The organism is Leifsonia stereocauli, assembly GCF_038432415.1.
In the GTDB taxonomy this organism is placed as follows: Bacteria; Actinomycetota; Actinomycetes; order Actinomycetales; family Microbacteriaceae; genus Orlajensenia; species Orlajensenia stereocauli.
In genome coordinates this window covers 356,358-369,892 of record NZ_JBCAUN010000002.1, presented here as the reverse complement: position 1 = coordinate 369,892, position 13,535 = coordinate 356,358, and the positions used below count along the sequence as shown (strand labels likewise).

Annotated in this window: 14 protein-coding genes; 8 read left to right on the top strand and 6 right to left on the bottom strand. The window is 69.9% G+C overall.

What is annotated here, in order from left to right; translation table 11 throughout:
- The first annotated feature begins 10 nt into the window (after positions 1 to 10).
- Positions 11 to 544: a GNAT family N-acetyltransferase gene (locus tag AADV74_RS10640; protein WP_342113837.1), complete on the top strand. Its 534-nt coding sequence runs from the start codon at positions 11 to 13 to the stop codon at positions 542 to 544.
- A 94-nt stretch (positions 545 to 638) separates the two neighbouring features.
- On the opposite strand, the gene AADV74_RS10635 is transcribed toward AADV74_RS10640, so the two are convergent.
- The 3 genes from AADV74_RS10635 to AADV74_RS10625 all read right to left on the bottom strand — a co-directional run bounded on the left by AADV74_RS10635 (position 639) and on the right by AADV74_RS10625 (position 3,780).
- Complete coding sequence (locus tag AADV74_RS10635; protein WP_342113835.1) at positions 639 to 1,115, bottom strand: GbsR/MarR family transcriptional regulator; 477 nt, start codon at positions 1,113 to 1,115, stop codon at positions 639 to 641.
- Positions 1,116 to 1,186: 71 nt separating this feature from the next.
- Positions 1,187 to 2,824 (bottom strand): ABC transporter permease, encoded by a 1,638-nt coding sequence (locus tag AADV74_RS10630; RefSeq protein WP_342113833.1) that lies wholly within the window; start codon positions 2,822 to 2,824, stop codon positions 1,187 to 1,189.
- Positions 2,821 to 3,780: an ABC transporter ATP-binding protein gene (locus tag AADV74_RS10625; protein ID WP_342113831.1), complete on the bottom strand. Its 960-nt coding sequence runs from the start codon at positions 3,778 to 3,780 to the stop codon at positions 2,821 to 2,823. Before AADV74_RS10625 ends, AADV74_RS10630 begins: the two co-directional genes overlap by 4 nt.
- Positions 3,781 to 3,907: 127 nt before the next feature.
- Between AADV74_RS10625 and AADV74_RS10620 the strand changes: the two genes are divergently transcribed.
- Positions 3,908 to 5,242, top strand: a complete 1,335-nt coding sequence (locus tag AADV74_RS10620; RefSeq protein WP_342113829.1) for an MATE family efflux transporter — start codon at positions 3,908 to 3,910, stop codon at positions 5,240 to 5,242.
- 9 nt (positions 5,243 to 5,251) lie between these two features.
- On the opposite strand, the gene AADV74_RS10615 is transcribed toward AADV74_RS10620, so the two are convergent.
- Complete coding sequence (locus AADV74_RS10615; protein WP_342113827.1) at positions 5,252 to 6,487, bottom strand: amidohydrolase; 1,236 nt, start codon at positions 6,485 to 6,487, stop codon at positions 5,252 to 5,254.
- 139 nt (positions 6,488 to 6,626) lie between these two features.
- On the bottom strand, positions 6,627 to 7,688 hold the full coding sequence (locus tag AADV74_RS10610; protein WP_342113825.1) for a LacI family DNA-binding transcriptional regulator: 1,062 nt from the start codon (positions 7,686 to 7,688) through the stop codon (positions 6,627 to 6,629).
- 149 nt (positions 7,689 to 7,837) lie between these two features.
- Between AADV74_RS10610 and AADV74_RS10605 the strand changes: the two genes are divergently transcribed.
- The 6 genes from AADV74_RS10605 to AADV74_RS10580 all read left to right on the top strand — a co-directional run bounded on the left by AADV74_RS10605 (position 7,838) and on the right by AADV74_RS10580 (position 12,832).
- Positions 7,838 to 9,100, top strand: coding sequence for an MFS transporter (locus AADV74_RS10605; protein WP_342113824.1), 1,263 nt, complete (start codon positions 7,838 to 7,840; stop codon positions 9,098 to 9,100).
- A 9-nt stretch (positions 9,101 to 9,109) separates the two neighbouring features.
- Entirely contained in the window at positions 9,110 to 9,805 is a 696-nt protein-coding gene (gene nucS / locus AADV74_RS10600; RefSeq protein WP_342113822.1) for an endonuclease NucS, read from the top strand.
- 117 nt (positions 9,806 to 9,922) lie between these two features.
- A complete protein-coding gene (locus AADV74_RS10595; protein WP_342113820.1) occupies positions 9,923 to 10,612 on the top strand; it encodes an HAD hydrolase-like protein in 690 nt (229 codons plus the stop codon).
- Positions 10,613 to 10,669: 57 nt separating this feature from the next.
- The gene (locus tag AADV74_RS10590) at positions 10,670 to 11,524 is read left to right on the top strand and encodes an SMP-30/gluconolactonase/LRE family protein (RefSeq protein ID WP_342113818.1); all 855 of its coding nucleotides are present in this window, start codon (positions 10,670 to 10,672) and stop codon (positions 11,522 to 11,524) included.
- A gap of 332 nt (positions 11,525 to 11,856) precedes the next feature.
- Positions 11,857 to 12,495: a ScbR family autoregulator-binding transcription factor gene (locus tag AADV74_RS10585; RefSeq protein WP_342113816.1), complete on the top strand. Its 639-nt coding sequence runs from the start codon at positions 11,857 to 11,859 to the stop codon at positions 12,493 to 12,495.
- A gap of 124 nt (positions 12,496 to 12,619) precedes the next feature.
- Positions 12,620 to 12,832, top strand: a complete 213-nt coding sequence (locus tag AADV74_RS10580) for a hypothetical protein (RefSeq protein WP_342113814.1) — start codon at positions 12,620 to 12,622, stop codon at positions 12,830 to 12,832.
- Positions 12,833 to 12,926: 94 nt separating this feature from the next.
- Here AADV74_RS10580 and AADV74_RS10575 read toward each other — a convergent pair whose 3' ends face one another.
- Positions 12,927 to 13,520: a gamma carbonic anhydrase family protein gene (locus AADV74_RS10575; RefSeq protein ID WP_342113811.1), complete on the bottom strand. Its 594-nt coding sequence runs from the start codon at positions 13,518 to 13,520 to the stop codon at positions 12,927 to 12,929.
- Positions 13,521 to 13,535 lie beyond the last annotated feature (15 nt).

The window sequence follows — 13,535 nt, the reverse complement described above, 5'->3', positions numbered from 1 at the left end:
TGTCGTCGGGATGACCCTGGCCTTCAGCATCCGTCCGACCGTCGCCGACGATTGGGAGCAGGTGCGTGCACTCCGCCTCGAGATGCTCGCCGACACCCCGATCGCCTATGCCGAGACGCGGGGACACGCCCTCGAGGAGCCCGAGTCGGAGTGGCGCATGCGCGGCGCCCGGGGACTCACCGACCACGGCACCTCGCTCGTGGCGATCGACGAGAGCGGCCGATGGATCGGCGCGATGGCCGGCTACCTGCCGGATGCCGCCGACGGTGCCGACGGCCATGAGGCCGGACCCCTGCTCGTCGGCGTCTATGTAGCGCCAGACGTTCGGGGACGCGACGCCGGTGTGACCGATGCCCTGCTCGCCGGCATCGAGGCCTGGGCGCGCACTCACGGCGACACCCTGACGCTTCATGTTCACGAGGACAACGCCCGCGCCATCGCCGCGTACGAGCGCCGCGGCTTCGAGCGCACCGACGCCGAGATCCCGTACAACCTCGATCCGGCGAAGCTCGAGCTGGAGATGGTCAAGCGGCTGTCGACGTGACGCGAATCGACGCTCGTGGGCGCATCGAGGTCGATCAGCGTCACCTCGGCGGCACCGATGACGGGCGGCAGGCGTCAGCAGGCGTCAGCGGGCGTCAGCGGGCGGAGCCACGCCGTTCGGCTTCCCATTCCTCGAGCACTTCGGGCAGGCGGCGCTGGATGAAGACGAAGAAGTCGCTCATCTCCTGCACCCGCTTCGAGGCGGCGGATGCCGGATCGTCGATCGAGACGACGGCCTTGGCGGCCAGCTGCTCGATCAGGTCGTAGAGCGCGTTCTTGCCGATGGACGCCGTGTACCAGGAGTCCTCCGGCAGCTCGTAGAGGTCCCGGCGCGAGCCCGGCTGCGAGACGCGGCGGATCATCCGCACTGTCTGCAGGTAGCGCACGGCACCCGAGATGGCGGCGGCGCTGGCGCCGAGACGGTCGCCCAGCTCCTGCGCAGTGAGGCCGGGCCCATCGGCCACCATCAGCGCCATGAGCACGCGCGCGGGCATGCGCGGGAATCCGGCTGCGGTCATCGCGGCCGCCGACTGCTCGACGAAGTCGTTCACGCCCTTGTCGTCTCGTGCCATGCAGTCATCCTTTCAGGGGCGGGTGGGGGCGGCATCCGCAGCGCGCACGTGCCGGGTCGGCCGGGCCATCGTCACCCTCCGAGTGCCACGTCGCGACGACGCACGAGCAGAACGGATGCCGCAGCCACGACGACGGCGAGGCCGAGCATCACCCACGCCGGTCCCCAGTCGGCGTTCGCCTCGGTGACGACTGGCGTATGGCTGAACGGCGAGAGGTCGCGCGCCCAGTCGGGCAGCCCGAAGAGTCCGCCGAACTGGCCGATGAGGATCGCCAGGAGCAGCAGTGTCCAGCCGAGGCCGATCGTGAGCCGCGGCAGGAGGGCGAACACCAGCGCCACCAGGGCGAGTAGCAGGAACACGGCCGGCAGTTGCGCCAGCGCGGCCGAGGTGATCGTGTCGACGGTACCCGACGGCGCTCCGGCTCCGGCGGCGCCGGCGATGGCGCCGAGCACGGCGACGCCGACGACCAGCACCGTCGAGACGACGGCGATCACGAGATAGGCGACGAACCAGCGGATGCGGGAGACCGCTGTGGAGAGCACGATCTCGGCCGTGCCGTTGGCCTCGTCCTGTCTGGCTCGTGCAACGGACTGCACGGCGCAGACCGCCGCTATGGCGCCGATCACCGAGAACATCGCGACGATGAACAGGTCCACGAGGTCGCCGTGCGCGTTCGGCCCGGCGATGCTGCCGACAGTGTCGCCCAGGTTCTCCTTCACATCGGCTGGAGCGCTTGCGGTCAGGGTCTCGCTGAGACTGCCGACCAGCAGCCCGAAGAGCGCCGCAGCCACGAGCCAGCCGATGGTCGGGTTGCGCAGCTGGCGCCAGACGAGGGCGATCGGGCCGGCGAGGGTCGCGTGGGCCTGCGCTCGACCGGCGCGTTCGCGGATGATGCTCGAGTCGATGTCGCGACTCGAGCGGAGGGCGAGAGCACCCGCGAAGGCGATCGCACCGAGGGCGACGCCGAGCAGGGCCGGCCACACCGTCGGGTCGGAGAACGGGCTGGTGCGCTGGCCCCAGCCGATGGGCGAGAGCCAACTCACCCAGCCCGCGGTCATGCTGAGCGGGTCGTCGGAGTCGACGGTTCCGGTCGCGTCGCCGATTCCCCTCACCATGTATGCGGCAGCGACGAGTGCGGCGGCCAGGCCGTTCGCGCCGCGCGAGGTGCGCATGATCTGCGCCGACAGGAGGCCGATGCCGAGGAAGCAGAGGCCGACGGAGGCAAGGGCGAGACCCGCGAGGACAGCGGCGCCGGCATCCGCCCCGTAGAGAACGAAGCCCGCGGCGTTGACGATCCCGATCGCGGCGACGGCGATGACACCCTCGAGGGCCGTGGCGATGAGGGGCGTGATCCGCCCGGCCGGCGTCGACTCGACCAGCTCGGCGCGGCCCTGCTCCTCATCGCCGCGGGTGTGCCGCACGGCGAGGAACGTGGCCATGAGGCCGATCATCACTCCGAGGAATGCGAACAGCAGCATGAACTGGAAGGCGTCGGTCTGCGTGCCCTGCGGGGTGCCGCGCAACACGAGCACGCTCGGCGTCTGCTCGAGCAGCACGATGACTCCGGCGCGATCCTTCGGCGTGCCGTAGCTCTGCGAGACGGCCGAGTGCCCGACAGAGGCCAGGGCTGCGAACCCCAGCACCCAGACGAGCAGCTGGATGCGGTCGCGGCGGAAGCGCTGACGCAGCAGCGAGCCGAGGCCGCTCATCGCAGCGCTCCGGCATCCGTTCCCGCAGCCGCTGCCGTCGCCGCATCCGTCGCGATGTCGTCGTGGTAGTGCCGCAGGAACAGCTCCTCGAGGCTGGGCGGGTTGATCGTGAGACCGCCGACGCTCCGGGCGGCGAGGGCCTCGAGCACGGGACCGAGCGCATCGGAGTCCGCGGTGAACTTGACGCGGGCGCCGTCGACCACGAGATCGTGGGCGCCCGGGATGCCGGCGAAGGCGCTGGCATCCTGTCCGGCGCTGGCGAACGACACCTCGGTGCGGGTGAGGTGGCGGAGCTCAGCGAGGGTGCCCGTCTCGACCGTGCGGCCGGCGCGGATGATGCTGACCCGATCGCAGAGGTGCTCGACCTCGCTGAGGATGTGACTCGACAGCAGCACCGTCGCTCCCTCGCCGAGGACGGCGGCGACCTCGTCTCGGAAGACCGCCTCCATCAGCGGATCGAGGCCGGAGGTGGGCTCGTCGAAGATGTAGAGGTCGGCGGGCGTGGCAAGCGCCGCGATCAGCGCGACCTTCTGCCGATTGCCCTTGGAGTAGGTGCGACCCTTCTTCGTCGGATCGAACTGGAAGACCTCGGAGAGGTGGGCGCGACGGTCGGCGTAGGCCTTCCGGTCGCGCGCCCTACCGCGGAGGCGCGTGATGAGGTCGATGGCCTCGCCTCCGCTGAGCCCCGGCCAGAGGCTGACGTCGCCGGGCACGTAGGCGATGCGGCGGTGCAGGGCCACGGCGTCGGTCCAGGGGTCACGGCCGAAGATGGTCGCGGTGCCTCCCGAGGAGCGCATGAGGCCGAGCAGGATGCGGATGGTGGTGGACTTCCCAGCGCCGTTGGGACCGAGGAAGCCGTGCACCTCGCCGGCGGCGACGTTGAGGTCGAGTCCGTCGAGAGCTGTGACACGGCCGAAGGTCTTGCGCAGGCCGGTGATGTCGACAACGGTGTTCATGTGCGACACGCTACGCCTCTTTCACAATTTTGTGAATCTTCCTAACGGATTGCTCACGCTCCACGCGCTAGCGCGGGCCTCAGCGAGCGGGGACAGGCGAGCGCCACTGCTGCCAGACTCGAACACGATGAGCATCCTCACCCGCCGCCCCGTCGACCGCGAGATCCTGCGGCTCGCCGTTCCGGCCCTCGGCGCCCTCATCGCCGAGCCGCTGTTCCTGCTCGCCGACTCCGCCATGGTCGGTCACCTCGGCGAGGTCTCCCTCGCGGGCCTCGGCATCGCGAGCATCGTGCTGCAGACGATCATCGGCCTCATGGTGTTCCTCGCCTATGCCACGACGCCTGCCGTCGGCCGCCGTCTCGGAGCTGGCGACGAGCGCGGCGCCGTCGAGGCCGGCATCGACGGACTGTGGATCGCGCTGGGCCTCGGCCTCGTGCTCGCCGTCGCCGGCTGGTTCACCGCGCCGGCGCTCGCGGGCGCCTTCGGTGCTTCGGCGGATGTCACAGCCGAGGCATCCGTCTATCTCACGATCTCCATGCTCGGCCTTCCGGCCATGCTCCTCGTCTTCGCGGCGACGGGCCTGCTGCGCGGCCTGCAGGACACCCGCACGCCGCTGGTCGTCGCCGGCATCGGCTTCGCCGCGAACATCGTGCTCAACTTCGTGCTCATCTACGGCGCCGGGCTGGGCATCGCCGGGTCGGCGATCGGCACGGTGATCGCGCAATGGGCGATGGTGGGTGTCTACGTCGCGGTCGTCGGACGACACGCATCACGCGTCGGGGCCCGACGGATGCCGCATCGCGCCGGAGTGCTCGGCGGCATCACCTCGGGCGGCTGGCTGTTCCTGCGCACGCTGAGCCTACGCATCGCCATGCTGCTCGCGGTGATCGTGGCCACGGGGCTCGGCACCTCGGAGCTGGCCGGCTTCCAGATCGCCATGACGCTGTACTCCACGGTCGCCTTCGCCCTCGACGCGCTGGCGATCGCCGCGCAGGCGCTCATCGGCAAGGCGCTCGGCGGCGACGACGTGCCCCTCGTGCAGGCCGTGCTCGATCGCTGCCTGCAGTGGGGTGTCGGTGGAGGGGCTCTGCTCGGGCTGGCACTCGTCGCCCTGTCGTGGGTGATCGCCCCAGCCTTCACGAGTTCGTCCGACGTCATCGGACTGCTGCCGCCCACCCTCGTCGTGCTCGGCATCTCGGTGCCGCTCTGCGGCTACGTGTTCGTACTCGACGGCGTGCTGATCGGCGCCGGCGATGCGAGATACCTGGCGCTCACCGGCATCCTGAACCTCGTGGTCTTCGTGCCGCTGGTGATCGCCGTCGGCGCCTGGGCTCCGCACGATGCGGTGGGCCTGGCGCTGCTCATGGCGTCGTTCACGTTCGGGTACCTGGGGGCGCGAGCTGTGACGCTCGGGCTGCGGGCACGGGGCACGCAATGGATGGTGACGGGGGCGGTGCGGTGATCCCGGTCATCAGCGGACGGGCGCGTCAGCTGCGGTGAACCACTCCCGCGCCGCAGCCGCCAAGGCCTCGACGCCCATCGTCAGCGTCGGCTCGATCACCGGCGCGAACTGCGCGGAGTGATTCGAGGGGATGTCGATGTCGAGCCTGTCGGCTGCAGCGGCCGCCGCATAGGCATCGGGGTCGACGCAGCCGAGAAGCCAGTAGACCAGCGGCACGCCAGCGGCCGTCGCCAGCATGCCGACGTCTTCGCTGCCCATGAGTACGCCCGGGTCGATCACCCTGTCCGCTCCGAAACGGCGGCCCAGGGCATCCGTCACCCTTCGAGAGGCCTCGGGGTCGTTCACCGTCACCGGGTAGACCTCGCCGCTGGTGAACTCGGGCTCGCGCGGCGCACCGGACGCCTCGGCCTCGGCGCGGATGATGCGGCGCACCGAGGCGTCGAGGCGGGCGCCCACGGCGGAGTCGAAGCTCCGGATGCTGAGCCCCATGGTCGCCTCGGCCGGGATGATGTTGTTCTTGAGTCCCGCGTGCAAGGTGCCGACGGTGACGACGGCGGTGTCGAACGGTGCGACCTCGCGGGCTACCACGGTCTGGAGCCGCATGACCGTCGCCGCCGCCATCACGACGGGGTCGATGGTCTTCTGCGGCCGCGACCCGTGCCCGCCGCGACCGAACATCTTCACGTGCAGCGTGTTGACGGCAGCCATGAAGGTGCCGGGGTGCACGCCGATGGTTCCGGCCGGAAGCGGATTGAGGTGCTGGCCCAGCACAACGTCCGGCTGGGGTATGCGGTCGAAGAGGCCGTCGGCGATCATGGCCTGCGCCCCGCCCTCGCGCTCCTCGGCGGGTTGGAAGACGGCGATGAGGGTGCCCGACCACTCAGAACGGGTTGCGACGAGGTGCTCGACCGCGCCGACGAGGCAGGTGGTGTGCATGTCGTGACCGCAGGCGTGCATGACGGGAACGTCGGCTCCGTCGGGGTCGACACCGCGGGCGACCGACGCATAGGGCAGTCCGGTGTCCTCGTGCACGGGCAGCGCGTCCATGTCGGCCCGCAGCAGCACCGACGCGCCCACGCCGTTGGCGAGCACGGCCACCACGCCGGTCTGCGCGATGCCGGTGTGCACCTCGAGGCCGGCATCATGCATCCGTTGGGCCACGATCGCTGCGGTGCGATGCTCGGAGAACGAGAGTTCGGGGTGGGAGTGCAGGTCGCGGTACAACTCGTCGAGCGTCAAGGCCATCACCCCACGCTACTCACCGGGGCTGGGCCGCGCTCAGGCCAGCGCTCGTCACGCTCAGCCGTCTGCATCGCCCTCACGCCATTTCGTGGGCGCGTGCGCCAGCTGATGGGGCGCAGACCCCCACGGAATGGCGCAGCGTTCAGTCGGCCACGCGCGGCGGCGCCGTCGTCGCACCGCGGTGGAAGGTGCTCGTGAAGGTGACCGAGGTCGGATGCTCGCCGGCCAACATGCGCACGATCGCCTCGCCGGCCGCCCGACCTTTCGCCTGCGAGGGCTGCACCAGGGTCGTGAGGTCGTAGTCGAGGCCGTCGACGCGCACGCCGTCGAAGCCGACGACGCTGAGGTCCTCCGGTACGTGCAGGCCGAGCTCCTCTGCGGCACGGATGACGCCGGCGGCGAGCAGGTCGCTCTGGGCGATGATCGCGGTCGGTCGTGGGGTCGCCGTCAGCAGCTCGCGACCGGCGATGAGCCCCTCGTCGAGATAGCTGCCGGATGCGACGACTCCGGCGGCGTCGGGGAACACGTCGCGCGCCCCGGCCAGGCGCTCCGTCGCGGTGGCGACGGCCGAGCTCGCGGCCCGCTCCTCCGTGAGCGCACCGCGCGCACGGTCGGGGGCGAGTGGAAGCACGACGATGCCGACGCGCTCGTGACCGAGCTCGCGCAGGTGCTCGGCGCCGATGCGCGTCGCCTCGCGGTTGTCGAGCGCGATCTCGGGAACGTTCTCACCGGCGTCGCCCTCGATGACGACCGCGGGGATGCCGCGCTGGGTGAGCATGGAGATCGAGCGCTCGAGCGTCGTGCTGCATCCGAAGAGCACCACGGCATCGAGGGGAGCAGTCTCGAGGCTGACGGGCTTGTCGCTGCCTGCACCGGCGGTGAGCAGCAGCAGGGCGGCGTCGATCTCGCCGATCGCCTCGGAGACGCCGTCGAGCATGGCGATGTTCACGGGGTCGCGGAAGGCCTCGCTCACGCGGTCGTCGATGACGACGCCGACGATGCCGCTGCGTCCGCGTCGAAGCGAGCGGGCGCGGGGATCGGGCCCGGCGTAGTGCAGCTCCTTCGCCGCGGCGAGCACCTTCTCGCGCGTGGCGTCCGACACCGGTCCGGTGCCGCTGAAGGCGAGTGATGCCGTCGAGGGGGAGCATCCGGCCCGCGCAGCCACGTCGGACAGGGTGGGGCGCGTGATGGTGTCGCCGTCCACGGAGTTCCTCTCAGCAAGGGTGCGCCGGCTTGACCGCGGCGCGTCGTGGTCGGTAGTTTAGTCGAATCGATTCGATCGAATCGATTCGATACGTCAGAATGACAGTTCCGCCCGTTCCACCCACCCGGGCCCCAGCACAGGATCCTCCGATGTCGCAGACCACTCCCCCTGACAGCAAGATCGACTCCCCCGTGCGCTCGCGCCGGGAACTGCTCGCCTGGCGCAACGCCGTCTTCGCCATCTTCTTCCTGAGCGGCCTCTCGATCGCCAGCTGGGTCGCCCGCATCCCGGCTGTGCGCGACGACACCGGGCTCTCTCTGGGCGGAATCGGCCTCGTGATCTTCGGCATGTCCGCCGGATCAGTGCTCGGCCTCATCGCCGCCCCCTGGGTCCTCGCCCGCATCGGAGCGCGTCGCGGCATGGTCGCTGCACTCTTCCTCGTGGCCATCGGCGTCGTCGTCGTCGGACTCGGCAGCACGGTGCTGGCCGCGCCGGCGGTCATCTTCCTCGGCATGGCCATGTTCGGCTTCGGCAACGGCGCCTGCGACGTGATGATGAACGTCGAGGGAGCTCTCGCCGAGCGCGAGAACGGTCGCACCCTCATGCCGCTCATGCACGCCTTCTTCAGCTTCGGCACCATGGCCGGAGCCGGCATCGGCGCCCTCGCCTCCGGCCTCGCGGTGCCCGTTGCGCTGCACCTTCTCGTGATCGCCGCTCTCATCATCGGAGCCGCCCTGTGGACGATCCGCTTCATCCCCATTCGCGAGTCGGCCGGCGACTCCCGCGCCGGGCAGCCGCGCGAGCCGTGGCGCGAGCGCATGCGCCACTCGCTGGCGGCGTGGAGCGACGTCCGTCTCATCCTCATCGGCGTGATCATGCTCGGGATGTCGTTCGCCGAGGGCAGCGCCAACGACTGGCTCGCCCTCGCCACCGTCGATGGGCACGGCTACGACAACACCACGGGCGCGCTCGTGTTCGGTCTGTTCGTGACCGCCATGACCGTGAGCCGCGTCATCGGCGGACCCGTGCTGGACAGGTTCGGACGCGTCCCGGTGCTGCGCGTCTGCGCCGCCCTGGGCGTGCTCGGCCTGCTCGCCTTCATCTACGGCACCGAGACCTGGATGCTGCTCACCGGCGTCGTTCTCTGGGGCTTCGGTTGCGCCCTCGGCTTCCCGGTCGGCATGTCGGCAGCGGCAGACGTCGATGACGACGAGGCGGCTGCGGCCCGAGTGAGCGCCGTCGCCATCATCGGCTACTGCGCGTTCCTCGCCGGCCCGCCGCTTCTCGGATTCCTCGGCCAGCACTTCGGCATCCTGAACGCGCTTCTCGTGCTGTTGGTGCTCATGGTCCTCGCGGGCCTCGCGGCTCCCTCTGCCAGGGAGCGCACGAAGGTCAGCGCGCCCGCCGCCTAGACTCATCCGGTGCGTCTTGTCATTGCGAAGTGTTCCGTCGACTACGCGGGACGCCTGAGCGCGCACCTGCCCCTGGCCACGCGCCTGCTCATGCTGAAGGCCGACGGCAGCCTGCTGGTCCATTCCGACGGCGGCAGCTACAAGCCGCTCAACTGGATGAGCCCGCCGTGCACCATCGCCATGAGCGAGCCGAGTGATGAACAGCGCGAGTTCGGCATCACCGAGCTCTGGACAGTGACGCAGGGCAAGACCGCCGACCTGCTCATCGTCTCGATCCACGAGGTGCTGCACGACTCAGCTCACGAGCTCGGCATCGACCCCGGCCTGCAGAAGGACGGCGTCGAAGCCCACCTGCAGAAGCTGCTCGCCGAGCAGATCGAGCTTCTGGGCGAAGGCCACCGCCTCGTGCGCCGTGAGTACATGACGGCCATCGGTCCTGTCGACATCCTGGCGACGGATGCCGCCGGCAGGTCCGTCGCGGTCGAACTCAAGAGGCGCGGCGACATCGACGGGGTCGAGCAGCTCACCCGCTACCTCGAGCTCATGAACCGCGACCCGCGGCTGGCCCCAGTGCAGGGGGTGTTCGCGGCGCAGGAGATCAAGCCGCAGGCGCGCACGCTCGCCGAGGATCGCGGCATCCGGTGCCTCGTTCTCGACTACGACGCCATGCGCGGCATCGACAACGCCGACGAACGCCTGTTCTGACCACCCGGTCGGCGCACCGTCGACCGGGCGCAATCCTGTGGGCGAGCTGAACGCCAGCTGAACGCGCGCACAGCGCGCGTTCCGGCTCTGCTCACCTTGCTCCCTTACTATTTCAGCGTGAGCACCACCGACACCCTCAGCATCCCCACCACGGTCACCCGCGCGTGGACCACCGTCCTCTTCGACCTCGACGGCACCATCGTCGACTCCGCCCCCGGCATCACGGCCGCCCTCGAGCGCACCTTGGTCGCGCTCGGGCTGCCCGTTCCCGACGCCGCAGGCCTCCTCTCCTACGTGGGCCCGCCCCTGTTGGAGAGCTTCATGGAGCGCGCCGGCATGACCGAGCCCGAGGCGCGCCACGCCCTCGACCTCTACCGCGCCGACTACAACACGACTGCAGTCGAGACTGCGGTCTTCCCCGGCGTCGCCGGCCTGCTCGAGCGCCTGCACAAGGCCGGCATCCCGCTGGCCCTCGCGACGAGCAAGCCCGAGACCATCGCGACCATCGTGCTCGAGCACTTCGACCTCGCCCGGTACTTCACCGTGATCACGGGTGCGACGGAGGACGAGTCGCGCAGCGAGAAGGCCGACGTCATCGCCGAGGCCATGCGTCGCCTGCAGGATCTCGGCATCGACACCAGCCGCACCGTCATGGTCGGCGACAGGTCGCACGACGCCCTCGGCGCTGCCGCGCACGGCATCCCGACCATCATGGTCGAGTGGGGTTACGGCTCCCCCGCCGAGGCGGTCGACGCCATCGGAACGGTCTACTCGGCCGACCAGCTCGCCAAGCAGCTGCTCGCCTGACCTCCGGAGTTCCGGAGCCACGAGCAGCACCCGCCTCCCGCCGACGAAGGGCCCAGCATGCGCGCCGCCAACATCACCGGACCCGTCTCCCACCACGGTGAGGGTCCGGTCTGGAGCGAGTCGTGGGGTGGCCTGCGCTTCGTCGACCTGACGGAGGGCGAGCTGCTCACCCTCGAGGCCGATGGCAGGACGGTGCGGCGCCTCGACATCGGCAGCCCGATCGCCGGCTTCGTGCGTCCCAGAGCGAACGGTGGCTACATCGTCGCCACCGAGCGCGGCCTGGGTCTGAGCGATGCTCCGGATGCCGCTCCCACTCGCACCGTCGAACTCTGGACGGACCCGGGCGTCCGCATGAACGACGGCACGACCGACCCGAGCGGCCGTCTCTACGCCGGCTCCATGTCGTACGCCGAGGAGACCGGAACCGCCAAGCTCTACAGTGTCGACACCGACCTGGCGGCATCCGTCGTGCTCGACTCCGTGACGATCTCGAACGGCATCGCCTTCTCGCCCGACGGCTCGCTCTGCTACTACGCGGACACCCCGACCGGGCGCATCGACGTCTTCGACAACGTCGAGGGCGCGCTGCGGGATCGACGCCCGTTCGTCACGATCGACCAAGCCACGGGCCACCCCGACGGCTTGACCGTCGACGCTGATGGCCGGGTCTGGGTCGCACTCTGGGCAGGCTCGGCCGTGCACGCCTACGAGCCCGACGGCTCGCTCGGTGCGATCGTCGACCTGCCGGTGTCACAGGTGAGCGCCTGCACCTTCGGCGGATCCGACTTGCGCACGCTCTACATCACCACGTCACGCCAGGGCTTTTCGCCGGACGATGAGCCTGAAGCCGGGTCCCTGTTCTCCCTGCAGCCCGGAGTCGTGGGCCAGGCGGTCGTGCCGTTCGCCGGCTGATCCGACGCGGATCGCGGACGACCCTCCAGTAGGACGAATCCGCGCCTGGCCGGGCGAAACGCCACCGCGCGCGTCCGCAGCCGACGACGGCCGCACCACCCTGTGCACGGACATCGGCTTTCGGGTCGCCATCCGTGCGCCCCCCACTGGGCGGTGCAAGCCGTCGTCAGGCGTTGCGCTCAAACGCTCGCCTGAGGCTGGGCCATCAGGACGTTCGGCGAGTCTATGGTGAGCGGAACTCAAAAACAAACCAATCGTCCAGTTTGGTGCAACGCAGCGATATCCCTGCCCCGTTATGGGTACGATTTTCTCGGGGCCAGCGGAGGATTCATGTGACACAGCAGCAACGCGCCCAAGTCACCCGAGAACGAGCAATCGACGGCGCTGCGGCCGTCTTCGCCCGTCTCGGATACGCGGCAGCGTCCATCTCCGACATCTCCACCGAGACCGGCGTCTCGAAGGGGTCCCTCTACTTCCACTTCAGCTCGAAGGAGGAGATCGCTCGTGCCGTCATCGAGCGCGAGCAGGAGCTGGGCAAGGCGTCGGCGGAGCGAGTGATCGCGGCATCCGCCAGCAGCCTCGAAGCCGTGATGGGCCTGTGCGCGGACTTCGCGCACTGGATGGGCACGAGCATCCTGGCCCGAGCCGGCGTGCGACTCACGACCGAGACGACGACGTTCGATCCTCCGTTGCGCGGTCCGTTCGAGGACTGGATCCCGCTGATCGGCGCCCTGCTCGGCGGCGCAGCGGCAGAGGGCGACCTGCGGCCCGATGTCGACCCCGAGACGATCGCGCACTTCGTCATCCCGGCGTTCACCGGAGTGCAGATGGCATCGGGGGTGCTCACCGACTACCAGGACCTCGTGAAGCGGGTGCGCGAGATGTGGATCGTCATCCTGCCAGGCATGGTCCTGCCCGAGCGCCTCGAGGCTGCGCACGCTTCGCTCGACAGGGTGCTTCCCGAGGCCTGATGTCGCCCATCGCCTCAGCTGCTGCCGCCATCGCCGCACACCCCCTAGCGCCGCTCCGAGTGCGCGCCTAGCATGGGCATTCCGGGCACGATGCGGTGACCGGGAGGCAGAGGAAGGGCTTTCGATGACTCAGAACCCGAGCGACACGACCGGACGCGACGAGCGCGAGGGCAGCTACACCGAGACCGACGGCGAGGAGCCGGAGGTTCGCCAGGTGCACGGTCAGTACACCGAGACGGACGGCGAAGGTCCCGATGCGAGCGTCGAGGGCGCCTACACCGATGAGGAGCTTCCGGCCGACGCCCCCGAGGGCGACTTCACCCGCAAGGACGAGTAAGCGCCACCAGTCCCCCATCGCTCACTGAGGTCCGCTCACTGAGGTCTCGACTGACGTCGGTGGTCGACGTGTGCGCGCACGCCAGTCGATGCGTCTACTCCAGCGCGCGATCGTCGCGGTGCGCTCCGTAGAACTGCACCTGCTCGCGCATGATGTCGCGCATGGTCGCGTCGGGGCCGACGCCGTACACCGTCGCCGTGAAGCCGAGCTCCCGCTGGATCGCCCAGATCTCCTCATGGCGATCCGGCGACAGGATGCTGGCCGGACTCCCGACCGCGACCCACCCGATCGGCACGACGGCGCCGGGCTCCAACGTGGTGTTCACCTGCACGACCCCGTTGATGCGCACCTCGGCGCCCGCACCGATCACCGCGCCCGGGAAGACCGAAGCCCCCGTCGCGATGAAGGCCTCGTCGCCGATGGTGGCCCCGTTGACGTGAGCGCGCGGGCCGATCATGACCGACGATCCGACGACCACCGGATTCCTCGCCCGGCCCCGCAGCAGCGCGCCCTCCATGATCACGACGTCGTCGCCCACGGTGATCGGGCCGTCCTCGGCGCTCAGCACGGCGCCGTGGAGCACCCGCACGTTCTCACCGAGTGTCACGTCTCCCGAGATGACGGCGGTCGATGCGATGACGACGGATGCCGGCACGACAGGAGTGCGTCCGCGGTGTTCGATGAGCATGCCGTCAGCCTAGGT